This is a genomic window from Nocardioides sp. JS614 (assembly GCF_000015265.1).
In the GTDB taxonomy this organism is placed as follows: Bacteria; Actinomycetota; Actinomycetes; order Propionibacteriales; family Nocardioidaceae; genus Nocardioides.
This window is the reverse complement of the sequence record NC_008699.1, coordinates 1,709,634-1,733,411: the sequence shown is the minus strand read 5'-3', so window position 1 is coordinate 1,733,411 and position 23,778 is coordinate 1,709,634. Positions and strand designations below refer to the sequence as shown.

Below are 23,778 nucleotides of genomic sequence, written 5' to 3'. Positions count from 1 at the left end.
TCACCGTCCTGCCGGGCCTCAGCCCATCGTCAGCGCCAGCACGGCCTTCTGGCCGTGCAGGCGGTTCTCGGCCTGGTCGAAGACCGCACTGTGCGGACCGTCGATCACGCCGTCGGTCACCTCGGTGCCGCGCTCGCCCGGCAGCGGGTGCATGTAGATCGCGTCGTCGGACGCGGTGTCGAGCCGTCGCTCGTCGGCGATCCAGTCGGCGTAGGAGTCGACGAGCCGCTTCTCCTCCTCCACGTCGGAGGTGGTCATCACCGCGCCCCAGCTCTTGGCATACACGACGTCGGTCCCGCGGATGCCCGCGTCGAAGTCGTCCATCAGCTCGAACGAAGCCCGACCGAGCCGGGCGTTCTCACGCGCCTGCTCGACGTACTCCGGCATCAGCGCGAACTCGGGCGGGTGCACCAGGCGGACGTTCATGCCGAACCGCGGGAGCAACATGATCAGGCTCTGCGGCACGCTCAGCGGCTTGGAGTACGTCTTCGCGCACGCCCAGCTGATCGTCGCGGTGCGTCCGCGGGGGTCGCCGAACCGCTCGATGATCGTCATCAGGTCGGCCAGCGCCTGGTGCGGGTGGAAGTGGTCGCACTGCATGTTGAGCACGGGCACCCGGCTCGCGGCGGCGACGGCGACGGCGCGGATGTAGCCGTTGCCGACACCCCAGTCGACGTTGCGGATCGCGATGCCGTCGTTGTAGCGGCCGAGGATCTCGCCGATCTCGGTGGCCGTGTCGCCGTGCGCGATCTGGGTCGAGCGGCTCTCGATGAACTGGGCGTGCCCGCCCAGCTGCGCCATCCCGGCCTCGAAGGAGGCCCGGGTCCGGGTGCTCGCGAAGAAGAACAGCATCGCGAGCACCTTGTCCCGCAGGTACGGGTGTGGCTGCCCGAGTGCCCGGTCCCGTTTCAGCGCGAACGCGACGTCGAGCACGGTCTCGATCTCGTCGCGGGTCCACTCCTGGAAGTCGATGACGTCCCGGCCGCGCAGGTGCGTCTGCATCGGTCCCCCTCCCCCGGCTACTCGACCGCGCCGAGGACCAGCGCCAGCAGCGCCATCCGGACCGAGACGCCGTTGGCGGCCTCGGCCCAGTAGCGGGCGTGCCGGGTGGCGTCCACGTCGGGAGTGAGCTCGTCCATCCGGGGCAGCGAGTGCAGGACGATCGAGTCCTGCTTGGCCTTCTCGTGCAGCAGCCGCCGGGTGACCTGGTACGCCGGCGGCGTGGTGCCCTTCTCGACGGTGGGGTCGACGCGGGACTGCGTGTAGTCGGCCTGGACCACCGGCTCCATGTAGATCACGTCGGCGTCGGCGATGCCCTGCTCGACCGACTCGAGCTCGCGGTAGTTCACGCTGCGCTCGGCGAGCTCGCCCTTGAAGTCCTCGAGCAGGGCCAGCTCCGGCGGGGAGACGACCATCGTCTCCATGTCGAACTGCGAGGACGCGAGCAGGATCGAGTGCATGGTGCGCATCCGCATGTCGCCGACAAGGAGCATCTTGATGCCGTCGAGGCTGCCCTTGTCGCGCCAGATCGTGTAGAGGTCGGTGAGCACCTGGGTCGGGTGCTCGCCCCAGCCGTCACCGCAGTTGATCACCGGGACCGAGGCCCAGCGCGCGGCTTCGTGCGGGGCGCCCTGGACGTGGGAGCGCATGGCGATCACGTCGCCGTAGAACTCCAGCATCTTCACGGTGTCCTTCATCGACTCCTGGTAGAAGTCGCCGGCGCGGGTCATCTTGGCGTCGGAGAAGCCGAGGACGTGACCGCCGAGGCGGTGCATCGCGGCCTCCGTCGAGAGCCGGGTGCGGGTGCTGGGCTGGTAGAACGCGGTCAGCAGCGTCTTGTGCTGGAGGAGATCCCCGTTGCGACGGTTCTCCGCGTGAGGGCGCAGCTCCTCGGCCACCTGGAAGATCCGGAAGTAGTCGTCGCGCTCGACGTCCTTCAGGGACAGGATGTCGCGGCCCAGGAAGCTCCTCATCGTGCGTTCTCCTCTTCAGACACCGAAGGTGTCGATCATCAGTCGGACGTCCTCGCCGAGCGGGTAGAGGACGGGGCACGTGGCGCCCGCCTCGACGTACTCGGCGACCTTGGCGCGGCACTCCTCCGGGCTGCCGGAGGCGGTGATCTGCTGCACCACGTCATCGGGGACCAGCCGCATGGCGCGCAGGATCTCCTCGCGCTCGGCCGGCCAGGTCAGGACCTTGCCGATCTCCTCGATCAGCGCGGGGTCGACGCCGCTGGCCTTCATGATGTGTGGCTGCTGGCCGAGGTACTGCGTGAGCAGCTCCCGGGCGCGGTCCAGGGCGACCGCGCGGTCCCGGTCGACGGAGCACACGACGAGCTGCGGCCGGTCGAGGTCGTCGACCGACCGGCCCGCCTTCGCCGCGCCCGCGGCGAGGGCTGCCATCGCCTGGGCGTTGTACGCCGGGGCGACCATGTAGTTGAGCAGGACGCCGTCGGCGATCTCGCCGGCCAGCTCCATCATCTGCATGCCGGTGGCCCCGACGTAGATCGGCACCTGCTTCGGCGAGCGGTCACCGTGGACGATGTCGATCTCGACGTCGTCGAGGTGCACGAACTCGCCGTCGTAGGTGACCCGCTCCATCGCCAGCAGGCGACGGGTGGCCTCGACGGTCTCCCGCATCGCCCGCAGGGGCTTGCGGCGGTCCACCCCGACCTTGGTGGCGAGCGGCTCCCACCAGGCGCCGAGCCCGAGGATCACCCGGCCGGGGGCCAGCTCGTCGAGCGTCGCGAACGTCGCGGCCAGCAGCCCGACGTTGCGGGTCCAGATGGGGACGATGCCGGAGCCCACCTTGATCCGGCTGGTGACGGCGGCGTACGCGGCCATCGGCACGGTGGCCTCGCGGACCAGCCGGCTCTCGGCCTGCCATACGGCGTCGAAGCCGCGCTCCTCGGCGTAGCGGGCGTACTCCATCCCCTCGCGCAGCGGGTGGAGGTCCTGGAGGTAGAGCGCCACCCTCGTCGGCTGCGTCATGGCCTGCTCCTCTCGGGCGTGAAGTCGTGCGCAGGGATCGCGTCCATCCGGGCCCAGAGCCGCTCGGCCTCGACCGAGCCCGCCGCGGCGGCCTCCGCCTCGTCGACCCGGGTCGACCGGCGGTCGGCGACGACCAGGTCGCCGGCGACGAGCACGTCGCGCACCTGGGCGGAGGACAGGCCGAAGACCCAGTGGCCGACCAGGTTGTCGGCGGTGACGGGGGTCGGCGTCGGATAGTCGAGCACCACGAGGTCGGCCGGGGCACCGGGCCGGAGGCTGCCGAGCAGGGGCTCCCCGTGGACGCGGCCGGCGAAGCGGGCGCCGTCGGCGAGGCGCGCGAGCGGCCAGCTGCCGGGCGTTCCGACCTCGCTCTCGCGGGTCCGGAAGTAGCCGACCTGGGACTCGGCGAACAGGTCGCCGCCGATGCCGTCGGTGCCGAGGGCAACGCCACCGCCGACACCCGGCGCGAGGTGGTTGAAGGGCGAGTGGCCCACGGAGTTGTTCATGTTGCTGCGCGGGTTGCAGACGACGGTGGCACCGAGGTCGACGACGGCGCGGATCTCGGCCGGTGTGACGTGGACGCAGTGGGCCAGCAGGGCCCGCTCGGTGATCACCCCGGCCCGGTCGAGCCGCTCGACGACCCCCTGACTGCTGCGCGCGCGGGCGTCGGCCTGGTCGGCGGCGTCCTCCGCGACGTGGATGTGCACGCCGGTCCCGGCCCGATCGGCCGCGTCGACCAGCTGGGCGAGGGTGCCGTCGGAGAGCGTGAACGACGCGTGCGCGCCCATCAGACCGCGGGTCAACCCACGCGCCCGCGCGAGGAAGCGGCCGTTCTCGGCGATGCCGGCGGCGGCGCGCTCGGGTCCGTCCCGGTCGCTGACCTCGTAGCACAGGACGCTGCGCACCCCCAGCTCCGCCAGGGTCTCGGCGATGATGTCGAGCGAGCCGTCGATGGCGTTGGGCGAGGCGTGGTGGTCCACGATCGTCGTGGTGCCGGCACGCAACGCGTCGAGGCCGCCGCGCAGCGCCGAGGCCCGGATCGACTGCTCGTCCAGGGCGCGGTCGAGGCGCCACCAGACCCGCTGGAGGATCTCGGTGAACGTGGCCGGCGGAGCGAGGTGGTACGGCATCCCGCGACTGAGCGCCGAGTAGAGGTGGTGGTGGGCGCAGACGTTGCCGGGCAGGAGCAGCGTCCCCGAGCAGTCGCGCCGCGGCACGCCGGGCGGCGCGGTGCCGACCGTCAGGATCCGGTCGCCCGCGATCACGACGTCGCCGGAGACCACCTCCGGAGGGTCGAGCGCGACGACGATCGTGGCGCCGCACAGCGCCAAGGAGGGGACAGCGTCTCGAATGTCGGCCGCCACGATGTGCGCTCCTCTGCTCCGATCCTCCTCAGCGTGCTCCCGGACCACACGGTCCACTAGGGTCCATGGACCCGCCTGGTCCCTGCCTGGTCCTGGCGCTCGACGCCGGTGAAGAGCACGCCAACGCGCGCGTCGGGGTGGACGTCGCCGGCGGCCACCAGGTCCAGGAGGCCGGCCAACCCGGAGGAGCCGGTGGGGTCGACTCGGTAGCCCGCCGCGCGACCGAGGGCGTGGGCACCGGCGAGCCGCTCCTCGGACACGACCAGCGACCGGCCTCCGGTCCGGAGCATCCCGCCGACGACGGCTCGCCAGTCGTACGTCTCGTCGTCGAGGATGCCGGTGGCGATGCTGCGGGGCTCGCCCTCCCACGGCCACATGTACGCCGACCGGTGGATCGCCGCGGCGTGGAGGGCCTCGTCGATCTCGGCCGCACCGGGTGCTGGGCCCAGGCCGTCCCGGACCCGGGTGTAGGCGCGCTCGAGCGGGTGGCCGCCCGTGGTCTGCACGGTGTGCACCCGCGGCTGCCGGGCCAGGACACCGAGCGCGACCGCCTCGTCGAGCGCCTGGATGCAGGAGCTGGCCAGGGCGCCGCCGCCGACCTGGACCACGAGGTGGTCCAGGTCGATGCGCTGGGCCCGGAGGTCGGACGCGATCTCGTAGCCCAGCGTCTCACCGCCCTCGATCACCAGTCCGTTCTCGTTGCCCTGGCACGTGAACGGCAGTGCGCCGGCGGCCAGCTCCGCCTGCAGCCGCAGGTACGCCGGGTCGCCGTCCGCGTCCGCGGTGCGCGCGCAGGTGACCACGTCTGCGCCCAGGTCGCGGAGGTCGCCCAGCACCGCCGGGTCGGCGTCGACGGGGACGAAGACCCGGAGCCGGCGGCCGGCGGCGCGGGCGACGACTGCGGCGGCGAGGGCGGCGTTGCCGCAGCTGGCGATCGCCAGGTCCGGCCGTGCCGACGGCGCCGCGAGGCCGAGACGCTCCGCGACCTCGAGGTGGAGCAGGACGCCCATGAGGTGGCGGCCCTTGTGCGATCCGGCCACGTTGCCGGTCTCGTCCTTGACCCACACGCCACCGACGCTGCTGAACCCGAGCCGCTCCGACAGGGTGTCGTCGCGACCGAACGGCGTGGCCCGGAACCCCGCGCCGGCGACCCGAGCCACGGCCTCATCCAGCAGCGTGACGAGGTCGTCGAGCTCCGCCACGCCGACGCCCGCGGCGGTCGCGCGGTGGTGGCTGTGCAGGAGCCCGCCGTACTGCACGAACGGCGGAGCCGTCCCCGCCGGCCCGTCCGGGAACCGCACCCGGTCGAGGTCGAGGACGCGCACCAGGACGTGGTCGACGTCACCGACGCCGGCTCGGGGGCAGCGGAACGGGTACGGATCGGCCGGGTCCGGTGCGCCGCCGCAGCCCCAGCAGACCAGGCGGCTGGCGGGTGCGATCACGCCGCGCCGGACCCGGCGCCCGCGAGGCCCGTGCGCGCGTTGAAGTCCGCGATCAGCTCGTCCCAGGAGTCGATCCTGGTGCGCAGGCCGCTCCAGAACGCCGGGACCCGGCGCGCGACGAAGTCCTCGATCGGGATGCCGCGCTGCTCGACCCAGGTGTAGTAGCCGAGATCGAAGATCCGTTCCCGGTCCCGCGTCGTCGTCTCGAGCAGGTCGCTGTCGTCGGCGCCGAGCATCCACCGCCCGAACACCTCCGCCGCGGTCTCCTCGTCGAAGCCACCGGCGAAGTCGCGGGCCCGGATCCGGCGCCGCTCGCTCTCGTACATCTGCGCGCCGTCCGTGGCGACGGTGACGATGACGTCGTCCGGTCCGAGCTCGAGGTGCTTGGCCGTCTTGATCGCGGCGAGCACGTTGCAGATGCTCGACAGCCCGAGCGATGGCAGCGCGGCGAGCGTCGCGTCGGGTACGCCCCGTCGTCGGGCGAGGTAGGCCAGGCCCTCCGGGTCGCTGAACAGCACCGACAGCTGGTCCGTCGCGCGGTCGGTCACGTCCACCACGACGTCGGTGTTGTGGACGTGGTGGATCAGCGGGATGTGCTTGTCGCCGATGCCCTGGATGTTGTGCTCGCCGAAGCCGTTGCGCAGCATCGTGGGGCACTCGAGCGCCTCGGCCGCGACGATGACGGCGCCGTACGCCTCCTTCAGGTGATCGCCGGCGCCGAGCGTCCCCGCGGAGCCCGAGGCGGACACGAACGCGCGCAGGCGCAGGTCCGCGCCGGCGTCCGGATCGGTCTCGCGCAGGTGCTCGAACACGTCACCGAGGGCGCGGCCGGTGCACAGCCAGTGCGCCAGGTGGTTCCCGAACTCCGAGAACTGGTTGAGGATCACGTTCCCCGGGTCGCGGGCGAGCTCGTCGCAGGCCTCGTAGATCTCCCGGACGTTGCTCTCGGTGCCGGGCGTGGTGACGACGTCCTCCGGGGACACCACCCACTCCCGCAGCCAGTCGAACCGCTCCTGGCTCATCCCGGCGGGGAGGACGGCGACACCGCGACAGCCGAGGATCCGCGAGATGGCCACACCGCCCCGGCAGTAGTTCCCGGTCGAGGGCCAGACGGCGCGCTGGGACGTCGGGTCGAAGCCGCCGGTGACGATGCGGGGCACCAGGCACGCGTAGGCGGCCAGCACCTTGTGGGCACGGATCATCGGGAACCGGTCACCGAAGACGACGGCGATCCGCGCGTCCACGCCGGTGAGCTCGCGAGGCAGGACCACGTGCTCGGGGACCGAGGTGCGGGCGACCCGGCTCGCGTCGTTGTACCAGTGGATCCGGAACAGGTTGCGCGGGTCCGCCTCGTCCGGCCCGACGGCGCGCAGCGCCCCCGTCGTCGACACCGGGATCCGCGACGGATCGGCCAGCTCCGCCAGCGTGGGGAGCACGATGCCGGCCGCCCGGAAGTGCGCGACCGCGCGGTCCCGGCTGCCTGCGTCGACGACGTGGCCTTCGACTCCTAGGGACGACATGGCGGGCTCCGATCTCTGGTCAGGCTGTGGCGGGCTGTGGTCAGGCCAGCCGCTGGAGGCGGCGGGCGGCGGCACGGTGGCGGTGCAGGATCTCCTCGAGACCGGGGTGGACGAGGGCGGCGTCCACCACGACGGCCCGGCCGGCGACGATCGTGTGCCGGGCCGCGACCGGGCCGCACCGCAGCCACGCCTCGACCGGGTCGGTGAGTGCCCCGGCGAACGCGATCCCGGTCAGCGGCCAGCAGACGACGTCGCCGACCGCACCGACGCTCAACGTCCCGAGCTCACCCGTCCGGCCCAGGCACGCGGCCGACCCGCGGGTCGCGATGTCGAGCACGTCGCGGGCGGTCATGCCGGTCGGCCCCTTGCGCTGGTGCCCCAGCAGGAGGGCGGTCCGGGCCTCCAGCCACAGTGACGCGTGGTCGGTGGACGCGGAGCCGTCGCAGCCGATCCCGACCGGGGCCCCGGCCGCGCGCAGCTCCACGACCGGCGCCAGCCCACCCCCGCCGATCAGCATGTTCGACGAGGGACAGTGGGCGACGCCGACACCGGCGGCGCCGAGCCGCCGTACCTCGTCGTCGTTGGGGTAGATGCAGTGCGCCACCCAGCTGCGGTCGGACATCCAGCCGACGTCCTCGAAGTGGTCGATGGTGCGGCGACCGAAGGCCTTCGCGGCGAAGAGGTCCTCGTCGGGGTCTTCGGCGAGGTGGGTGTGCAGCCGGACGTCGAGCCGCTCGGCCAGCTCCGCCGTACGCCGCATCAGGTCGGAGGAGACCGAGAACGGCGAGCAGGGCGCCAGTGCGATCCGCACCATCGCGCCCCAGGACGGGTCGTGGTGGCGGGCGACCAGCCGCTCGCTGTCCGCGAGGATCTCGTCGTCGTCCTGCACGACGGAGTCCGGCGGCAGGCCGCCGTCCTTCTCGGACAGGCTCATCGAGCCGCGGGTCGGGTGGAACCGCATGCCGAGCTCGGTCGCCGCGGTGATCTCGGCGGAGATCAGGTCACCGCCGTGGCGCGGGTGGACGTAGAGGTGGTCGGTGGTGGTCGTGCAGCCGCCGAGCGCGAGCTCGGCCAGACCGACCCAGGCCGAGAGGTACGCCGCCTCCTCGTCGAGACCCGCCCAGAGGGGGTAGAGCGTGGTGAGCCAGGTGAACAGCGAGGTGTTGACCGAGGGCCGGTGGGCGCGGGTCAGGTTCTGGTAGATGTGGTGGTGGGTGTTGATCAGCCCGGGGGTGACCAGGCAGCCGTCCGCGCGCAGCACCCGGGTCGCGGGCGGGGGTGCGTCGCCCGGCCCCCCGATGGCCGCGACCAAGCCCTGGTCGAGGGCGATCCAGCCCCCGGCGATCTCGCGGTCGTCGGCGTCGAGTGTCACGACATGCTCGGCCCCGTCGATCAACAAGTCGACGGTCACACCGCGACGCTAGCCATCCCCGCACGGCCGTGTCGGCGGAATCGCACGGCCCGCGCGTGAGCCTGGTCGCACCTCCGGCCGGGACCCGGCGGACCGCCGGCTCAGCCTCGGGCGGGCGGCTCGCTCACGGCGGCCCACGGGAGCGGCGCCGACAGGATCATGCTGCTGCTGGGCCGGCCGTAGGCCGCGAGCCGGTCGATGAACGCCTCGAAGTCCGCCATCGACGCGACGGCCGCCAGCATGACCGAGCAGCCGTCGCCGGTGATCCGCAGGAGCTGCAGCACCTCCGGCCAGGTCGGCACCTCCGGATCCCGCAGCAGGCAGGTCGGCCCGTAGCAGTTCATCACGACCAGCGCCTGCACCGACCGGCCGAGGCGACCCGGATCGACGTGCGCGTGGTAGCCGGTGATCGTCCCGCCGGACTCGAGGCGGCGCACGCGCTCGGCCACCATCGGCGCCGACAGGTGGATGCGGCGCGACAGCTCGTTGAACGAGAGCCGGGCATCGGCCTGCAGCTCGTGCAGGATCTGCCAGTCGACGTGGTCCATGAGCTGCTCCTGACGATCGTGAAGCGGAACCGGTGTCACTCGGACCGATCGTAAAGCGGATCGCCGCACCTGTGGTCCGTCGGCCCTTCTGAACCGGGCCTCGCCCTTCCATCCTGGTCCCATGGACCAGCCCTTCCGCACCATCATCGAGCCGTTCCGGATCCACTCGGTCGAGCCGATGCGGATGACGACCGCCGAGGAGCGCCGTACGCACCTGGCGGCGGTCGACTACAACCTCTTCCAGCTCCGCGCCGAGCACGTGCTGATCGACCTGCTCACTGACTCCGGGACCGGTGCGATGTCGCGCGACCAGTGGGCGGCGGTGCAGCGCGGCGACGAGTCGTACGCCGGGTCGCCGTCGTACTTCGTCTTCCGCGACGCGGTGCGGCGGCTCTTCGACTTCGAGCACATCATCCCCGTGCACCAGGGTCGGGCGGCCGAGCGGATCCTGTTCTCGGTGCTCGGCGGTGCCGGCAAGGTCATCCCGAACAACACGCACTTCGACACCACGCGCGCCAACATCGAGGCCACCGGGGCCGAGGCGGTCGACCTGGTGATCGCCGAGGGCCGCGATCCACGCTCGGACCACCCGTTCAAGGGCAACATGGACCTCGCCGCCCTCGAGCAGCTGCTGGAGGCACACGCCGACGACGTGCCCTGCGTGATGGTGACGATCACCAACAACAGCGGCGGCGGGCAGCCGGTCTCGCTGGCCAACCTGCGCGGCGTCCGCGCGCTGTGCGACCGGTTCGGCAAGCCGCTGTTCCTGGACGCGTGCCGGTTCGCCGAGAACGCCTGGTTCATCCGCGAGCGCGAGGCGGGCCAGGGCGAGCGGGACGTCGTCGACATCATCCGGGACGTGACCGGCCTCGCCGACGGGGTGACGATGAGCGCGAAGAAGGACCCGCTCGGCAACATCGGCGGCTGGCTCGCGCTGGCCGACGACGACCTGGCGGCGCAGTGTCGCAACATCGTGATCCTGACCGAGGGCTTCCCGACGTACGGCGGCCTGGCCGGCCGCGACCTCGAGGCGCTCGCGCAGGGCCTCGCCGAGGTGGTGCAGCACGACTACCTGCGCTACCGGATCGGCTCGACCGCCTACCTCGGCCGGGCGCTCGCCGAGCGCGGCGTGCCGGTGCTCAGCCCGTTCGGCGGGCACGCGATCTACCTCGACGCCCGCGCCCTGCTCCCCCACCTCGACCCGCTGGAGTACCCCGGCCAGGCGGTCGCCGTCGCGCTCTACGAGATCGGCGGCATCCGCAGCTGCGAGATCGGCACGGTGATGTTCGGGCGGCACCCCGACGGCTCGGAGCAGCCGGCCGCCATGGACCTGGTCCGCCTCGCGATCCCGCGGCGCACCTACACCCAGAGCCACATCGACTACGTCATCGAGGTGTGCGAGCGGATCCTGGACCGCGCGAGCGACCTGCCGGGCTACCGGATCGTCGAGGAGCCGCCGGCGCTGCGGCACTTCACCGCGAGGTTCGCGCCGCTCGGTCGCACGGCATGACGTGACCTGCGGTCCACGCCGCCCCCTCGGCGTGGACCGCAGCCGACCCGGTGGCGTCAGGCGCCCGCGGGTGCTGCCGGCTCCGGCCCGGGCTGGATCGACACGTCCATCCCGGGGACCAGGACCGATGCCGGTGCCGAGGACTTCTTGAACAGTCCGACGGCGCCCTGGAGACCCAGCGTCATCACGATGTTGTAGAGGAACACCACGAAGGCGACCAGCAGGAGCGCGCCGCTGATCGCGGCGAGCACCATGTAGGGCAAGAACTCGTCGTCGTAGTAGATCGTGCGCCGCAGCATGCCCTGCAGGCCGGCCATGCCCATGAACGCACCCATCCCGATGCCGCCGATCAGGTGGCACCAGAAGTGCACGTTCGCCAGCCGCTGGCTGTACAGCTCCGCACCGTTGGTGAGGATCGGCAGCAGGAAGTAGACGGCCGCGTAGAGGGTCATCGTGAGCCCCACCAGCACCGCCACGTGGACGTGCGGTCCGACGACCCACTGGGTGTTGTGCAGGATCCGGTTGAGGCCCGCGTCGGCCTGCATGATGCCCGCTGGCACCGCGAGGGCGAACCCGAGGAGCCCACCGAGCAGGAACTTCAGCGGGTTCGTCATCTTCAGCGGCCGGGCCATCCACAACGTGGCGAGGGTGATGAAGAACGCCAGCCCCTGCGTGATCAGCTCGAACGCGGTGACGAACTCACCGGAGCCCATCTTCAGCGCCGCCGGCTGCGACTGGTCCGAGAGCAGATGGTGGCTCCACACCGTCCAGGAGACGACCAGCTCCAGCCCCAGCGCGAAGCGTGCCCAGCGCGCCATGAAGACCTCGCGGCCGGTGATCAGCTGGGCCAGGAGGTACCAGGTGCCGGCGACGAAGATCAGCACCAGACCGTCGGCGACGAGGTCGAGCCCCCACCAGTACCAGTTCTTGTACAGCAGCGCGTCGATGTTCGTCGTCTCGAGCGAGGTCCCCGAGATCTCGGCCACCATGTAGATCAGGATCAAGACCCCGGAGAACAGGATGATCCCCGCGTTGAAGAGCACGTCGACGCTGCCGCGGGCGATCGCCGCGACCGGCAGCGACACCAGGTGGTCCTGCTCGCGGTCCCGGCGCAGCTGACCGGTGAAGAACTTCTTCAGCGTGGTCAGGCCGAGGGCGTCACCGAGCAGCCGGCCGGCCGGCTGCCGGGTCCAGCCCTCCGGTGTGTAGGTGATGGTCTTGAGCACGTTGAGCACGAAGAAGAGGGTGCCGACCATCACCAGGGCGACGCCGGTGATGAAGATCGCGCCGGCCACCGGCTCGAACTGGTCGAAGTCCGCCGGGAGCGGCCAGTAGAGCGTGTAGAGCGGCGCGTAGTGGGTCAAGAAGCCGTCGAACCAGAAGGTGAAGACGCCGACCACGATCAGCCACAGCGTCCAGTTGGCGAGCTTGTAGGACCACAGCGGCTTCTTCATCAAGAACGGCACCAGGAAGGTGAACGCGCCGAAGACGAGCAGGTAGCTCGATCCGAAGATGCCGACCAGCGGGTGTGCGGTGAGCATCGCGTAGTAGCGCTCGGGGTAGAGCAGGTCCTGCGGGCTCACCGCGTTGATCCGCAGGAGCATGCCCTCGATCGCCGCGAACCCGTAGTAGACCAGCCCGAACACGACGTACTTCAGCGTCAGGCTCTGCATCGGGGTCAGCGACTTCGGCTTGAAGGCGCCGGACTTGCCGTGGACCAGGGTCTCGGTGAACGTGCTCATCGTGCTCCGCCTTCCGCCTCGGCCTGGTCGCATCCGGTGACCTCGACGGCGTCCGGGACGATCATCCCGTCGCCCTCGGGGCCGGAGTACTCGGTCGAGCGGATGCTGTAGAGGCCGTCGGACTCGAAGGTCCACAGCAGGTCGTTGTCGTGCCCCGGCACGACCTGCATCTGGGCGACCATCGAGTCGTCGTCACGGAACAGCCCGAACCCGTAGGTCAGGTCGGTGCTGGTCACCGAGAACTGAACGAGCTCGCCGCAGGGCACCTGCAGGGTCTTCTCGGGCAGCTGCCAAGCATGGGCGCCGACCGTGATGTCGTAGCTGGCGACGTAGTCGTCGCTGCCCTTGAGGTCGTCCTTGACCCAGGGGATGGTGTTGTAGGTGACCAGGTGCAGGCTCACTCCGACCACGGCCAGGAAGCCCACCCAGATGTAGAAGATCTTCGGGGTGATCCGAGACTCCCCCGTCGGTCTCGTGATGCGAGTGGCGAACCACCAGACCAGGCTGATGATCGCCAGGCAGTACGCCGTGTACATGATCGTCTGGCCCCACAGGACCGTGCTGGAGTCGATGACAAGGAGCCTCATCAGATCTGCCTCCGCGGGGCCCTCGGATGGGGCACACCCGCAGGGCCAAGGTAAGAGCCGGTCGATCCCTGCCAGAAGGGCATTTGTGCCCACCCGACATGTCTCGTGGGTCACGCCGTGCGGCGTCTTGACCTGCGTCAAGGCGGGTCGCCCCAGCCGGCGGTGGGATGGGGCGAACCAGTTCACCGACACCACCTGAGGAGATCGACATGACACTCGTACTGGTCATCACCGCATTCGCAGCGACGCTGGCCGCCGTGCTGCTCAAGCCGCTGCGGGCCAGCGCCCACTGCGACACGATGGACGGCCCGACCGCACAGGACGGACTGCAAGCCCTGGAGACCGGCAACCCGGCGCTCGCACTGAAGTGGGTCTCGCCCGCGGGCGAGGCGGAGCTGCGCGAGGTGTACGACAAGGCGCGCACGGCCCGCGACCTGGGCCCCGCGGCCCGGGAGGTCGCCGACCGCTGGTTCGTGGAGAACCTGATCCGCATCCACCGGGCCGGCGAGGGCGCGTCGTACTCCGGTGTGCAGCCGCACGGAGGACCGGTGGACGAGCGGGTCGCGGCCGCCGACGCGGCCATCGCGGCGGGCGACCTGGCACCACTCGACGGCCTGGTTCCCGCAGAGCGGTGGGCCGAGCTCGAGCGCCGGTTCGCCACCGTGCTCGAGCGCAAGGAGTACGACACCACCGACGTGACCGCCGGCCGCTCCTACATCGAGGCCTACGTGTCCTTCTTCAAGTACGCCGAGGGCGAGGACCACGAGCACGGGCACGGCCACGGGCACGGCCACGGCCACGGGCACGATTCCGGGCACGACCACGGGTTGGCCCACGCCGGGCACCAGCACTGAGGGTGATCACGATGGAGACCCTGCTGGCGGTGGCCGGATCGACGGTCCTGGCGATCCTGCTCGCAGGAGCCGTCCGCCACCGGCTCGGGTTCGTCACCGAGGTCGAGTCCCTCTCGATGTCCCCCACCCTGGCGCCGGGTCAGCGATTGCTGGCCCGGCGCCTCGGCGCGGCGCAGCCACTGCGTCGCGGTGACGTCGTGGTCGTCGACTCCCCCGAGATCGGCCGCCCGATCATCAAGCGCGTCGTCGGGCTGCCGGGCGAGCACGTCGACGTGGATGCGGCCGGCATGGTCCGGGTGGCCGGGCGCGAGCTGGCCGAGCCGTACCTCGTCCACCGGGGCGGGCGGCCCGGGACGTTCGACGTGCCGGCGGGGCACCTGCTGCTCCTCGGCGACAACCGCGCGGCCTCGAGCGACGCGCGGGCCTGGCGCGCGCCGTACCTGCCCGTCAGTGCGGTCCGCGGTCGGGTGGCCCGGCCCCGGCGCCCAGCTGCTCCAGGCGGCGCCGGTCCACGACCGTCACGGTCCGCTGCGGCCCCAGTCGGACCGCACCGGACCGCTGCAGCGCGCCGAGGCGACGGCTGAGCGTCTCGGGAGTGGTGCCCAGGTAGGACGCGAGGTCCCGCTTGGACGTCGGCAGCCGGAAACTGGCGGAGCCCGCCTCGTCGGCCAGGTGCAGGAGCTGCTGGGCCAGCCGCTCGCCGACCGACTGGCCGGTGACGGCCGCGAGCATCTCCTCCGCGGCGGCGAGCCGCCCCGAGACGGTCTGCAGCATCTGCAGCGCGACCGCCGGCCTCTCGACCAGGAGCTGGCGCATCCCCGCCCGCGGCACCGAGCACACCTCACTGCGCCGGATGGCCATCGCGAAGTGATCGCTGACCGAGTCGGCGAGCAGCGCCGACTCGCCGAGGAAGTCTCCGGGGGACAACAGCCGGACCAGCTGCTCGGAGCCGCCCTCGGTGAGTCGGTACGCCTTGACCTGGCCGCGGTGCACGATGTGCAGGCCGGTCCGGTCCCCGGCGCCGTACACCTGCTCGCGCGGCTCGAACGTGCGGGTCACGGCGGTCTCGGCGATCCGGTGCTGGTCGGCCTCCGACAGGCCGTCGAAGATCGGCACGAGCCGCACGCACTCGAACCTGTGGTCGTGGTCGCGCATCCCCTCACCTCCGCCACCACCACACCACTCGAACAGCGAGGACGTCATCGGATCTCGCGAATCTGGACCTCCTTGATCCGGGTCAAGGTCGTCGCGCTCCGGGCTTCCTAGCCTCGTCACGAAGCATCGGAACAGCACAGGAAGGACAGCAGGATGTTTGTGAACCTGGTCCGCTTCCCCGCCCTGGTCGAGGGTCGTGAGGCGGCATTCGTCGAGTGGTTCGAGCGCTCCAACAAGGTGTACCGGGACTTCCCGGGGTTCGTCTTGCGGCGGCTGCTGCGTTCGGCGGACGGCTCCTACGCGGCCGTCGTCGAGCACGCCAGCGAGCTGACGTTCATGGCGATGCACACCTCGCCGGAACGTCAGCAGATGTGGGACGAGGTCGAGCCGCTGCTGCAGGGCCGGCCGGAGCCGGCGTTCTTCGAGGTCGTCGACGAGGTGCTCCCGGAGTCCTGCTCGTTGGAAGACCGGTCATGACCGCCATCGCGGTCACCGGGCCACCGGTGGCCACGACCTCCGCCGTGGCCCGGAGGGCAGGGGACCTCCGGGCCCTGAAGATCTCGGTCGGCGTGTACCTGGGCATCTTGGCGATGAAGCTGGCCGCATACCTGGTCACCGGCGTGATGGCGTTGTTCGCCGAGGCCATGCACACGCTCTCGGACCTGTTCGTGTCCGGCTTCTTGCTGGTGGCGGTGTACGTGGCCGGCCGCGTGCCGGATCGCGAGCACCGGTTCGGGCACGGGCGTGCGGAGAACGTCGCGGCACTGGTGGCGGCCACGCTGTTCATCTCCTTCACCAGCTACCAGCTCTACATCGAGGCGGTGCCGGCCCTTTTCAGCGCCGACGAGGCCGAGTACTCCAACCTGTGGCTGGCCATCGCCGTCCTGCTGGTCTCGGCCCTGGCCGCCGCCGTACCCCTGATCGGGTTGCTGCGCCGCCACGAGCGGGGTGCCGCGGCCCGAGCGCAGACCCAGGAGCTGATCAACGATCAGCTCGGCCTGGCCGCCGCGCTCGTCGGCACCGTGCTGCTGGCGGTCGGGGTGCCGCTCGCGGACCCGATCGCGGCGATCGTGGTCGCCACCGTGATCGCCTACGAGGCGGTGAAGATCTTCCGCATCAACTACTCGCTGCTCCTCGGCCGCTCCCCCGATCCGGAGTACCTCGACCGGCTGCAAGCGACGGCCGGTTCGGTGCCGGGAATCCTCGACGTCATCGACGTCCAGGCCGAGTACGTCGGCCCCGAGCAGCTCCATGCCGGGATCCGGCTCGCCGTCGCCGCCGACACCACCGTCGCCGCGGGCGAGCGGATCGTCGCAGAGGTCCGGCGACGCGTCCACGACGGGATCGCGGAGGCCGCACACTGCGTCGTCGAGCTGGAACCGTCCCGGCCGCCGAAGCCCATGGTCTCCACCTGATCGAACCACGGGCGCCGCAGTCGACCAGGAAGAACTCGCTGACCTGGTCCGCCCGCACGCGTGGGCACCGCGCCTGGCGAGCAATTGTCCCTGTTCGACTACGGGACCGCCCCACGGACTCGGGCCTGCACGAGCCCGCGCCGCGGCGGCGAGATAGGACTGAAGCAACAACCGAACAAGGACCCAGGAGGCAAGCAGTGACCGAAGCGCTCTACCACCGGACCACGCCCGAGGAGCACCGGCGCCGCAAGGATCTCGCGCCCGGGATCCACGACGCGTTCACGAGCTTCAGCAAGGCGGTCTTCGCCGAGGGGGCCATCGACGAGAAAACCAAGCAGTTGATCGCCGTGGCGGTCGCGCACACCACGCAGTGCCCCTACTGCATCGAGGGCCACACCAAGCTCGCGGTGCGCAAGGGCGCCCGGCCCGAGGAGGTCATGGAGGCCATCTGGGTGGCCGCCGAGATGCGCGCGGGCGGCGCCTACGCGCACTCGACGCTGGCGATCTCCGCCATGTCCGACGCGGAGAAGTGACGACGCCTGGAGTGCGCGTGCGTGGCTGCTGAGCATCCGGCGGAAGATCGGCAGGGCGCTCTTCTTGGGTTGGGCGTGGCCGCAGCCGAGGCGGTGAACTCTGCCCACTCGGCCGGAGCCACCGGCGAACTCCTCCGCGAGCTGACCCTCGACCCCAGTCGGGACTACCAGCCCACCGGAGCACCCCCAAGGACCCACCCGAAAATGACGAAACCCGGCGAACCTGTCGGTTCACCGGATTTCCGATGTCCTGAGACATCACATTTGTAGCGGGGGCAGGATTTGAACCTGCGACCTCTGGGTTATGAGTGCCGTATCTGGCTCACACAATGCCTCACACCCCGCTCGACTGGAGCGGTATGTAAGGGTAAAGTCCCAGGTCAGACGCAAAATCTGTTTCCGCGACTCTTCGCTCGCCTTCGCCGGCCTTCGGGGCAACGTTTGCGGACACTGTGCGGACATCAATTCTCAGACCTCTTGGGGAGGCGCCATGGCGTGGATCAAGACCCGGGTCACCGACGACGGCGACACACGGTTCGTTGCCTGCTACCGCGACCCGGAGGGACGGCAACGCTCCGCTGGCACCTTCTCCTCCCGGCGTGCCGCCGAACGCGCCGCCCACCGGGAGGAGGCCAAGGTCAGGGAGGGCGCGTGGCACGACCACTCCCGCGGTCAGGTCACCTTCGCCGAGTACGTCGAGACCGTGTGGCTGCCGTCCAAGCACGTCGAGACCTCCACCTTGGCCGCCTACCGCTCCTACCTCGACAGGCACTTCATCCCCACCTTCGGACGCCGGCCGATGGGCAAGATCCTGCCCTCGGAGATCCAGCGCTGGGTCACCACCGCCACCGAGCACGGCCTCTCGCCCGCCAGTGTGCGGAAGTACCACACGATGCTGCACTCGGTGTTCGAACGAGCCCTGCGCGACCGGGTGGTCACCTTCAACCCCTGCGTCCACACTGAGCTCCCGAAGGTGGTCAAGAAGAAGGCCCGCACGCTCACGCCCGAGGAGTACGTCGCCATCCTGACCGCCCTCCCCGAACAGCATCGGCTGATGGTCGAGACCGCCATCAACACCGGCCTCCGGTGGGGTGAGCTCATCGCGCTCAAGCCCCGTCACCTCGACCTCATCAAGCGCCAACTGACGGTCGAAGAGACAGTCGTGGAGGTTTCGATCAAGAACTCCCCCACCGGCCACCGGATGCTCACTAAGCCCTACCCCAAGGACAACGAGGCCCGCACCATGGGCCTCCCGGCAGACCTCGTGGATCAGCTCGCCGACTGGATCACCACCCGGCGGCTCCGGCTAGATGATCTGCTGTTCGCGACCCGCGAGGGAACCCCGATCTCACGCAACACGTTCCGCACCCGCGTCTGGCTGCCCGCCATACGAGCGTCCGGAGTCGACTTCGACGTCCGCGTCCACGACCTCCGCCACGCACACGCATCCTGGCTCCTCGCAGGCGGCTCCGACCTCAAGTCCGTCATGGACCGGATGGGCCACGCCCAGATCACCACCACCCAGAAATACCTGCATGCCCTTCCCGACGCCGACGCCAAGAACCTCGACGCCCTCAACCGCATCCGCAATTCCTGACCCGATTCCCACCGGCCCGCGACCGTCTGGATGAACGCGGATTGGGCGACCGGCCTCACGAGCTTCGTCCGCGGACTGACGCGCAAGAGGAGTCGCGGATGGATATCCGCGCGCCCCTTGGCGCTCATTCACGTGGGATGCGCACGCTGGACGTCCGGTCAAGTCAGCTGAGTTGGGAGGGCCTGAGGTCCCCTCGCACGCGGTCCCCCCCCCCCCCCCCCCGCGTGTCGGACGACCTCACTCTGGTGCCAGTGGGATCTTCAGTGAAAATCGGGCACCGACCTCGCTGTCGACCAGGTCAAGGGCCCCCCCGAGGGAGACGGAGATCTCACGGGCGATGGATAGCCCGAGGCCCGTGCCTCCCTGGGACCGAGCGCGACTCTGGTCCAAACGTACGAACCGGTCGAAGACGCGGATCCGGTCGGTCGGGGGGATCCCGGGGCCGTCGTCGGTCACCTCGATCGTGGCGGATCCGTTGGCTTCGCTGAGACGCAGCTCGACTCGGGACTTGCAGTGGCGAGCCGCGTTGTCGGTGAGGTTGCGCAGCGCACGAGCGAGCTGGTGGCGGTCGGTGACCGCTCGCACCGGCGGCGCGTGGAGGACGATGTCCAGACTATGCAGTCGTCGCAGGCGATCGGCTTCCTGGTGGAGGAGGTCGTCGAGATCGACCTCCTCGAGGGTGACCGGGATTCCGCGTTCGTCTGCTCGGGCGAGCAGCACAAGGTCGGCCACGAGCCGGTCGACGCGGTCCAGCTCCCCCAGGACCTCGCGGTTCGCCTGGTCCCAGTCCTGGGCGTCCGGGTGCAGCACCGCGATCTCGTGGACAGCCCGAATGGTGGCCAGCGGGCTCCGCAGCTCGTGCGAGGCGTCGGCCACGAACTGCCGCTGGCTGGCGCTGGCGGCCTCCAACCTGCTGAGCATCGCGTTCATGGTCTCGGCGAGGCGGCTGATCTCGTCGTGCGTGTCGGGGACGGGCACGCGGTCGGTGGCCTTCGAGGTGCCGTGGATGGTGGCCACGCGGCTGCGGATCCGCTCGACCGGCGCAAGAGCTCGACCGACGAGCCAGTACGAGGTGCCCCCCACCGCCACCAGGACCAGCGGATAGCCCACCATGAGCAGTCCCACGATGATGGCAGTCGACTCGCTGACCAGCTCCAAGCTCTGGGCGACCAGGATCGTGACTGGTCCGTCGGGGGTCGATGCGCCCCGAGCGACCACGACGAAGTCGTTCCCTTCACCGATGGGCAGGGAATTGGTGATGCGGGTCTGGGTCGTCCCTAGGTCGGGCTGGATCACCAGGATGGGTTGCTCCCCGTCGACGGACGGGCTGGACGCGATGACCCTCCCCCGGGCGTCGATGACCTGGACCAGGGACTGGTCGCCTTCACCCGTGCTCAACGCGCCGGACGGTGTCGTTGTGGCTACCTGGCGTGAGAGGTCCTCGGCCTGCTGGCGAGCGGCGTCGACGACGGTGGTCTGCAGCTGGTGCCGCTGCAGCAGAGCGAAGCCGATCGCCCCTGCGGCGAGGAAGATCGCCACAACCAGCGTGGCCGCGGCGGTGGCGCGCACCCGCACGCTGCGCGCGCGGGGCCTCGGTCGTCTCATACGCCGTCACCCAGCAGCCGGTAGCCGGCCCCGCGCATGGTCTGGATCGTGGTGGTGCCGAAGGGCTGGTCGATCTTGCGACGCAGGTAGCCGACATAGACTTCGACGACGTTCTCGTCCCCGTCGTAGTTCAAGTCCCACACACTCTGCACGATCGCGGTCTTGGACAGCACCTCACCTGGGTGGCGCATCAAGAAGTGCAACAGCGCGAACTCCCGGGGCGTCAAGGCGATCTCGGTCCCACCCCGGCCGACCATCCGCGTCGCGGGGTCGAGTGTCAGGTCACCCACAGTCAGGACCGATGGACGCTTCGGGGCACCTCGGCGGACAAGTGCTCGCAACCGAGCGACCAGGACGACGAAGGAGAACGGTTTGGTCAGGTAGTCGTCGGCACCCAGGTCGAGGGCATCCGCCTCGTCGTACTCCCCATCCTTGGCCGTCAACATCAGGATCGGCACCCACACCCCGGCCTTGCGCAGCTCACGGCACACGTCGTAGCCGTTCATCGAGGGCAGCATGATGTCCAGCACGATCACGTCGTAGTCACGGAGCTGCGCCTCGGCCAGGCCCTCGGCCCCGTCATGGATCGTGTCGACGACGAAGCCCTCGGCCCGCAGGCCGCGGCTGACCGTCTCGGCCAGTCGCACCTCGTCTTCTACCATCAACACCCGCACGCGCGTACCTCCAGATCCCGTGGTCCCAGTCTGAGCGATCAGGGTTGTGAGGACGCTGAGGACGGCTCTCAGGAGGTCTCAGCGTCCTCACAGCACCCCTCCCGCACGCTGATGTCACGAGGTCGCGACCAGCCGACCTAGACACCAGGAGGAAACCCACCGTGAAGACCACGAACCCGTTCCGGCGCAACGCCGCCGTCCTCGCGGCCGCCGCGGTCGTCGGTGGCCTGGGCATCGGCGGGCTCGCCACGGCGAACGCCGACTCCAGCAACACCGGGCCGGCCCCCGACCAGGTTCAGCCGTCCGACCAGTCCGACGGTGACGGCGATGTCAATGACGCGACCGAGGCCGAGGGCACTGAGGGCGCCGAGGAGGCCAACGACGGGCCGGACCAGGGCCCCGACGCCAACCCCAACGAGCCCGGCCACCAGGACGCCGACGAGTCCGGCGAGGCCGAGGGCCCCGAGGGCGCCGAGGGCGCCGAGGGCGCCGAGGGCGCCGAGGAGGCCAACGACGGGCCGGACCAGGGCCCCGACGCCAACCCAAACGAGCCCGGGCACCAGGACGCCGACGAGTCCGGCGAGACGAACTGAGTGATCGATCCCCCGTAGATCGCCATGGTCGAGCGACGTCGGCAACCCGAGTGGCCCCGCCGCGACCAGCGGCGGGGCCACTCGCTTCGGCGCCGCCGACCAGACGGTCGAGGACGTGGTCTCGCGCCTACGCGGCCTCCCGAGACCCCGGGAGCCTCAACCGAAATGTTGCGCCCGGCTCCGTGACGACCAGGTCGAGGGTTCCGCCGTTTCGCTCGGCGAGCTCGCGGGCGATCGACAGACCCAATCCGCTGCCGTGACGAGGCCGAGCGGTGTCGGCCCGGTAGAAGCGGTCGAAGATCCGGTCCCGGTGCTCCGCCGGCACGCCGGGCCCGTCATCCATGACCAGGAGCTCTGCCCACGGGCCGGGGCCGACTTCGGCCAGGTCGACGGACAGCCCGACCCGGCTGTCAGCGTGGGCGAGAGCGTTTTCCACCAGGTTGCGGACGACGCGGCGGACATCGCCCGGATCGGCGTACGTCGGCGCCGCCGAGACGGCAGACGTGTCCACCTCGACGGCCGCACTGACCCGAGCGCGTGCGGCCTCCTCGAGGACCACGCTGTCCAGGTCCATCAACTCGGCTGCGGGGTCAGTTCTGGCGTCCACCGAGGCGATGACGAGCAGGTCAGCTACGAGGCGCTCCATGTCGGCGGTCGCGCCCAGCACATCGTCGCGCAGACGAACGGCATCGACAGTGTCCGGTGTCGTGAGGGCCACCTCGAGTGCGACTCGCTGCGCGGCCAGCGGGCTCTGGAGATCGTGGGACACATCGGCCACGAAGTCGCGCTGCCGCCGCGCGGCCGCGTCGAGACGCTCGAGCATCGCGTTCATCGTCGCGGCAAGGCGACCGACCTCGTCGTCGACGCCGTCGCCGGCCACGCGGGCGTCCAGGTTCTCCTCCGAGATCCGGTCGACCTCGGCCCGGATCTGGTCCAGGCGCCCGATCACCCGGCCCAGGAGCAGCCAGATCGCTATCCCGAGCAGGACCACGACCATGGGCACGCCGACTCCCAGCGCCCAGCGCAGAGCCCGGGACGCCTCCGAGACCGTCTCGAGACTGTCGCCGACATAGACGGTGACCGTTCCATCCGGAGTTGGGCCGGAGGCGTACCAGAACCGGTACGTCTCAGTCTCCGTGTCGTCGGGCGCCCGGAAGGTACTGGTCTCGGCGCGTTCACCGGGATGCAGCGCCGCCACCGCGGGCTGGCCTGCCACATTGGGTGACGCGGCCACCACGGTCCCGTCAGTCCTGACGACCTGAGCCACACCGTTGTCGTCGACATTCCGCAGGCTCGTCGGCAGTGCCCCACGGCGGGCCAGGGTCAGCAGGTCATCGACCCGCGATTGGGACAATTGGTCGGATGTGGCGGTCAACCGGCTCTCCAGCGTCGAGACCAACAACACAGAGCCGACAGCAAGGAGCACGGCGAACACCACGGTGCCGAGCAGTGTGGCTCGAGCTCGCAAGCTCAGCCTGCCCATCACTTCGCGGCCGTTCCCGGCTGCGCCAGGTCGTCGACGACCCGGTAGCCGACCAGGCGGACAGTCTGCAAGGAGGATCGCTGGAACGGCTCGTCGATGCGCTGCCGCAGCTGGCGTACGTAGACCTCGACGATGTTGGGATGTCCGTCGTAGGAGAAGTCCCAGACGTGCTCCAAGATCATCGACTTGGAGAGGATGTGGTCGGCGTGGCGCATCATGAACTCCAGCAGGGAGAACTGCTTGGGAGTCAGGTCGATTGACGTGTCCCCTCGCCACACCCGGTGGAGCGCCGGATCCAGGCGCAGGTCTCCGACCTCCAGCACGGTGGGCCGCTCGCGACTGTCTCGCCGCAGCAGCGCCCGCAGCCGGGCGGTCAGGACCATGAACGAGAACGGCTTGGACAAGAAGTCGTCCGCCCCTGCGTCAAGCGCACGTGCCTCCTGCTCGGGCCCGCTGCGTGCGGTGAGCATCAGGATGGGAGTCCAGTCACCTGACTCCCGACGCCGGGCACACAGGGCGTCACCTGTGAGGCCAGGCAGCATCACGTCCACCACCATCGCGTCGTAGGTGTTCTCGCTGGCATACCACTCACCGTCGGTACCGGTCAGAGCGACATCCACGGCGTGGCCCTCGGACTCCAGCCCACGCCGCAGCGCAGCCGCCAGCTGCTTGTCGTCCTCGACCACCAAGATCCGCACGTGGCCAGCATCTCAGCCGCCGCTGAACGCTCCCTGAAGTCACAACAAATTCAGATG

At 70.3% G+C, this 23,778-nt stretch carries 22 protein-coding genes and 1 pseudogene; 8 read left to right on the top strand and 15 right to left on the bottom strand.

All coding sequences use genetic code 11. From position 1 onward, the window contains the following. Nucleotides 1–18 precede the first annotated feature (18 nt). The 8 genes from NOCA_RS09665 to NOCA_RS09630 all read right to left on the bottom strand — a co-directional run bounded on the left by NOCA_RS09665 (nt 19) and on the right by NOCA_RS09630 (nt 9,275). Nucleotides 19–1,002, bottom strand: coding sequence for an ornithine carbamoyltransferase (locus NOCA_RS09665; RefSeq protein WP_011755092.1), 984 nt, complete (start codon nt 1,000–1,002; stop codon nt 19–21). A 17-nt stretch (nt 1,003–1,019) separates the two neighbouring features. Next, nucleotides 1,020–1,973, bottom strand: coding sequence for an aspartate carbamoyltransferase (gene pyrB, locus NOCA_RS09660; protein WP_011755091.1), 954 nt, complete (start codon nt 1,971–1,973; stop codon nt 1,020–1,022). Nucleotides 1,974–1,988: 15 nt separating this feature from the next. Beyond that, entirely contained in the window at nt 1,989–2,990 is a 1,002-nt protein-coding gene (locus NOCA_RS09655; protein WP_011755090.1) for an LLM class flavin-dependent oxidoreductase, read from the bottom strand. Continuing rightward, complete coding sequence (locus tag NOCA_RS09650) at nt 2,987–4,354, bottom strand: amidohydrolase family protein (RefSeq protein ID WP_158305653.1); 1,368 nt, start codon at nt 4,352–4,354, stop codon at nt 2,987–2,989. The genes NOCA_RS09655 and NOCA_RS09650 overlap by 4 nt, the downstream gene beginning before the upstream one ends. A gap of 56 nt (nt 4,355–4,410) precedes the next feature. Beyond that, nucleotides 4,411–5,796: a pyridoxal-phosphate dependent enzyme gene (locus tag NOCA_RS09645; protein ID WP_011755088.1), complete on the bottom strand. Its 1,386-nt coding sequence runs from the start codon at nt 5,794–5,796 to the stop codon at nt 4,411–4,413. After that, nucleotides 5,793–7,316: a pyridoxal-phosphate dependent enzyme gene (locus NOCA_RS09640; protein ID WP_011755087.1), complete on the bottom strand. Its 1,524-nt coding sequence runs from the start codon at nt 7,314–7,316 to the stop codon at nt 5,793–5,795. Before NOCA_RS09640 ends, NOCA_RS09645 begins: the two co-directional genes overlap by 4 nt. Nucleotides 7,317–7,356: 40 nt before the next feature. Continuing rightward, nucleotides 7,357–8,727, bottom strand: coding sequence for an 8-oxoguanine deaminase (locus NOCA_RS09635; protein WP_197687717.1), 1,371 nt, complete (start codon nt 8,725–8,727; stop codon nt 7,357–7,359). A 101-nt stretch (nt 8,728–8,828) separates the two neighbouring features. Beyond that, a complete protein-coding gene (locus NOCA_RS09630; RefSeq protein ID WP_011755085.1) occupies nt 8,829–9,275 on the bottom strand; it encodes an Lrp/AsnC family transcriptional regulator in 447 nt (148 codons plus the stop codon). 121 nt (nt 9,276–9,396) lie between these two features. On the opposite strand from NOCA_RS09630, the gene NOCA_RS09625 reads away from it, so the two are divergent. Next, the gene (locus NOCA_RS09625) at nt 9,397–10,785 is read left to right on the top strand and encodes a tryptophanase (protein ID WP_011755084.1); all 1,389 of its coding nucleotides are present in this window, start codon (nt 9,397–9,399) and stop codon (nt 10,783–10,785) included. A 56-nt stretch (nt 10,786–10,841) separates the two neighbouring features. Here NOCA_RS09625 and NOCA_RS09620 read toward each other — a convergent pair whose 3' ends face one another. Both NOCA_RS09620 and NOCA_RS09615 read right to left on the bottom strand, forming a co-directional pair. Next, complete coding sequence (locus tag NOCA_RS09620) at nt 10,842–12,527, bottom strand: cbb3-type cytochrome c oxidase subunit I (protein WP_011755083.1); 1,686 nt, start codon at nt 12,525–12,527, stop codon at nt 10,842–10,844. Then, a complete protein-coding gene (locus tag NOCA_RS09615; RefSeq protein WP_011755082.1) occupies nt 12,524–13,114 on the bottom strand; it encodes a cytochrome c oxidase subunit II in 591 nt (196 codons plus the stop codon). Before NOCA_RS09615 ends, NOCA_RS09620 begins: the two co-directional genes overlap by 4 nt. 209 nt (nt 13,115–13,323) lie before the next feature. Here NOCA_RS09615 and NOCA_RS28430 point away from each other — a divergent pair, with 209 nt between their 5' ends. After that, the gene (locus NOCA_RS28430) at nt 13,324–13,968 is read left to right on the top strand and encodes a DUF6448 family protein (RefSeq protein ID WP_049774290.1); all 645 of its coding nucleotides are present in this window, start codon (nt 13,324–13,326) and stop codon (nt 13,966–13,968) included. A gap of 11 nt (nt 13,969–13,979) precedes the next feature. After that, nucleotides 13,980–14,381 (top strand): annotated as a pseudogene (lepB, locus tag NOCA_RS28220) (signal peptidase I); the annotation flags it as partial. A 34-nt stretch (nt 14,382–14,415) separates the two neighbouring features. Here the strand turns inward: lepB and NOCA_RS09605 are convergent. Continuing rightward, the gene (locus tag NOCA_RS09605) at nt 14,416–15,123 is read right to left on the bottom strand and encodes a Crp/Fnr family transcriptional regulator (protein WP_011755080.1); all 708 of its coding nucleotides are present in this window, start codon (nt 15,121–15,123) and stop codon (nt 14,416–14,418) included. A gap of 153 nt (nt 15,124–15,276) precedes the next feature. Between NOCA_RS09605 and NOCA_RS27805 the strand changes: the two genes are divergently transcribed. The 4 genes from NOCA_RS27805 to NOCA_RS09585 all read left to right on the top strand — a co-directional run bounded on the left by NOCA_RS27805 (nt 15,277) and on the right by NOCA_RS09585 (nt 18,668). Then, nucleotides 15,277–15,600, top strand: a complete 324-nt coding sequence (locus NOCA_RS27805; protein ID WP_011755079.1) for an antibiotic biosynthesis monooxygenase family protein — start codon at nt 15,277–15,279, stop codon at nt 15,598–15,600. Beyond that, a complete protein-coding gene (locus NOCA_RS09595; RefSeq protein WP_011755078.1) occupies nt 15,597–16,538 on the top strand; it encodes a cation diffusion facilitator family transporter in 942 nt (313 codons plus the stop codon). Before NOCA_RS27805 ends, NOCA_RS09595 begins: the two co-directional genes overlap by 4 nt. Before the next feature lie 197 nt (nt 16,539–16,735). Beyond that, nucleotides 16,736–17,071: a carboxymuconolactone decarboxylase family protein gene (locus NOCA_RS09590; protein ID WP_011755077.1), complete on the top strand. Its 336-nt coding sequence runs from the start codon at nt 16,736–16,738 to the stop codon at nt 17,069–17,071. A gap of 490 nt (nt 17,072–17,561) precedes the next feature. Continuing rightward, nucleotides 17,562–18,668: a tyrosine-type recombinase/integrase gene (locus tag NOCA_RS09585; protein ID WP_011755076.1), complete on the top strand. Its 1,107-nt coding sequence runs from the start codon at nt 17,562–17,564 to the stop codon at nt 18,666–18,668. Between the two features lie 237 nt (nt 18,669–18,905). Here NOCA_RS09585 and NOCA_RS09580 read toward each other — a convergent pair whose 3' ends face one another. Both NOCA_RS09580 and NOCA_RS09575 read right to left on the bottom strand, forming a co-directional pair. Further along, entirely contained in the window at nt 18,906–20,273 is a 1,368-nt protein-coding gene (locus NOCA_RS09580) for a sensor histidine kinase (protein WP_011755075.1), read from the bottom strand. Beyond that, nucleotides 20,270–20,947: a response regulator transcription factor gene (locus NOCA_RS09575; protein ID WP_011755074.1), complete on the bottom strand. Its 678-nt coding sequence runs from the start codon at nt 20,945–20,947 to the stop codon at nt 20,270–20,272. Before NOCA_RS09575 ends, NOCA_RS09580 begins: the two co-directional genes overlap by 4 nt. 161 nt (nt 20,948–21,108) lie before the next feature. Here NOCA_RS09575 and NOCA_RS09570 point away from each other — a divergent pair, with 161 nt between their 5' ends. Next, on the top strand, nt 21,109–21,540 hold the full coding sequence (locus NOCA_RS09570; protein WP_011755073.1) for a hypothetical protein: 432 nt from the start codon (nt 21,109–21,111) through the stop codon (nt 21,538–21,540). Nucleotides 21,541–21,667: 127 nt separating this feature from the next. On the opposite strand, the gene NOCA_RS09565 is transcribed toward NOCA_RS09570, so the two are convergent. Together NOCA_RS09565 and NOCA_RS09560 are read right to left on the bottom strand one after the other, a co-directional pair. After that, nucleotides 21,668–22,978, bottom strand: coding sequence for a sensor histidine kinase (locus NOCA_RS09565; RefSeq protein WP_158305652.1), 1,311 nt, complete (start codon nt 22,976–22,978; stop codon nt 21,668–21,670). Between the two features lie 44 nt (nt 22,979–23,022). Continuing rightward, entirely contained in the window at nt 23,023–23,721 is a 699-nt protein-coding gene (locus NOCA_RS09560) for a response regulator transcription factor (protein ID WP_011755071.1), read from the bottom strand. Between the last annotated feature and the right edge of the window lie 57 nt (nt 23,722–23,778).

Coding starts and splice junctions, on each gene's coding strand:
- NOCA_RS09665 (WP_011755092.1), bottom strand. CDS start 1,002: ATGCAGACGCACCTGCGCGGCCGGGACGTCATCGACTTCCAGGAGTGG.
- pyrB (WP_011755091.1), bottom strand. CDS start 1,973: ATGAGGAGCTTCCTGGGCCGCGACATCCTGTCCCTGAAGGACGTCGAG.
- NOCA_RS09655 (WP_011755090.1), bottom strand. CDS start 2,990: ATGACGCAGCCGACGAGGGTGGCGCTCTACCTCCAGGACCTCCACCCG.
- NOCA_RS09640 (WP_011755087.1), bottom strand. CDS start 7,316: ATGTCGTCCCTAGGAGTCGAAGGCCACGTCGTCGACGCAGGCAGCCGG.
- NOCA_RS09630 (WP_011755085.1), bottom strand. CDS start 9,275: ATGGACCACGTCGACTGGCAGATCCTGCACGAGCTGCAGGCCGATGCC.
- NOCA_RS09625 (WP_011755084.1), top strand. CDS start 9,397: ATGGACCAGCCCTTCCGCACCATCATCGAGCCGTTCCGGATCCACTCG.
- NOCA_RS09620 (WP_011755083.1), bottom strand. CDS start 12,527: ATGAGCACGTTCACCGAGACCCTGGTCCACGGCAAGTCCGGCGCCTTC.
- NOCA_RS09615 (WP_011755082.1), bottom strand. CDS start 13,114: ATGAGGCTCCTTGTCATCGACTCCAGCACGGTCCTGTGGGGCCAGACG.
- NOCA_RS28430 (WP_049774290.1), top strand. CDS start 13,324: ATGACACTCGTACTGGTCATCACCGCATTCGCAGCGACGCTGGCCGCC.
- NOCA_RS09605 (WP_011755080.1), bottom strand. CDS start 15,123: ATGCGCGACCACGACCACAGGTTCGAGTGCGTGCGGCTCGTGCCGATC.
- NOCA_RS27805 (WP_011755079.1), top strand. CDS start 15,277: ATGTTTGTGAACCTGGTCCGCTTCCCCGCCCTGGTCGAGGGTCGTGAG.
- NOCA_RS09595 (WP_011755078.1), top strand. CDS start 15,597: ATGACCGCCATCGCGGTCACCGGGCCACCGGTGGCCACGACCTCCGCC.
- NOCA_RS09585 (WP_011755076.1), top strand. CDS start 17,562: ATGGCGTGGATCAAGACCCGGGTCACCGACGACGGCGACACACGGTTC.
- NOCA_RS09580 (WP_011755075.1), bottom strand. CDS start 20,273: ATGAGACGACCGAGGCCCCGCGCGCGCAGCGTGCGGGTGCGCGCCACC.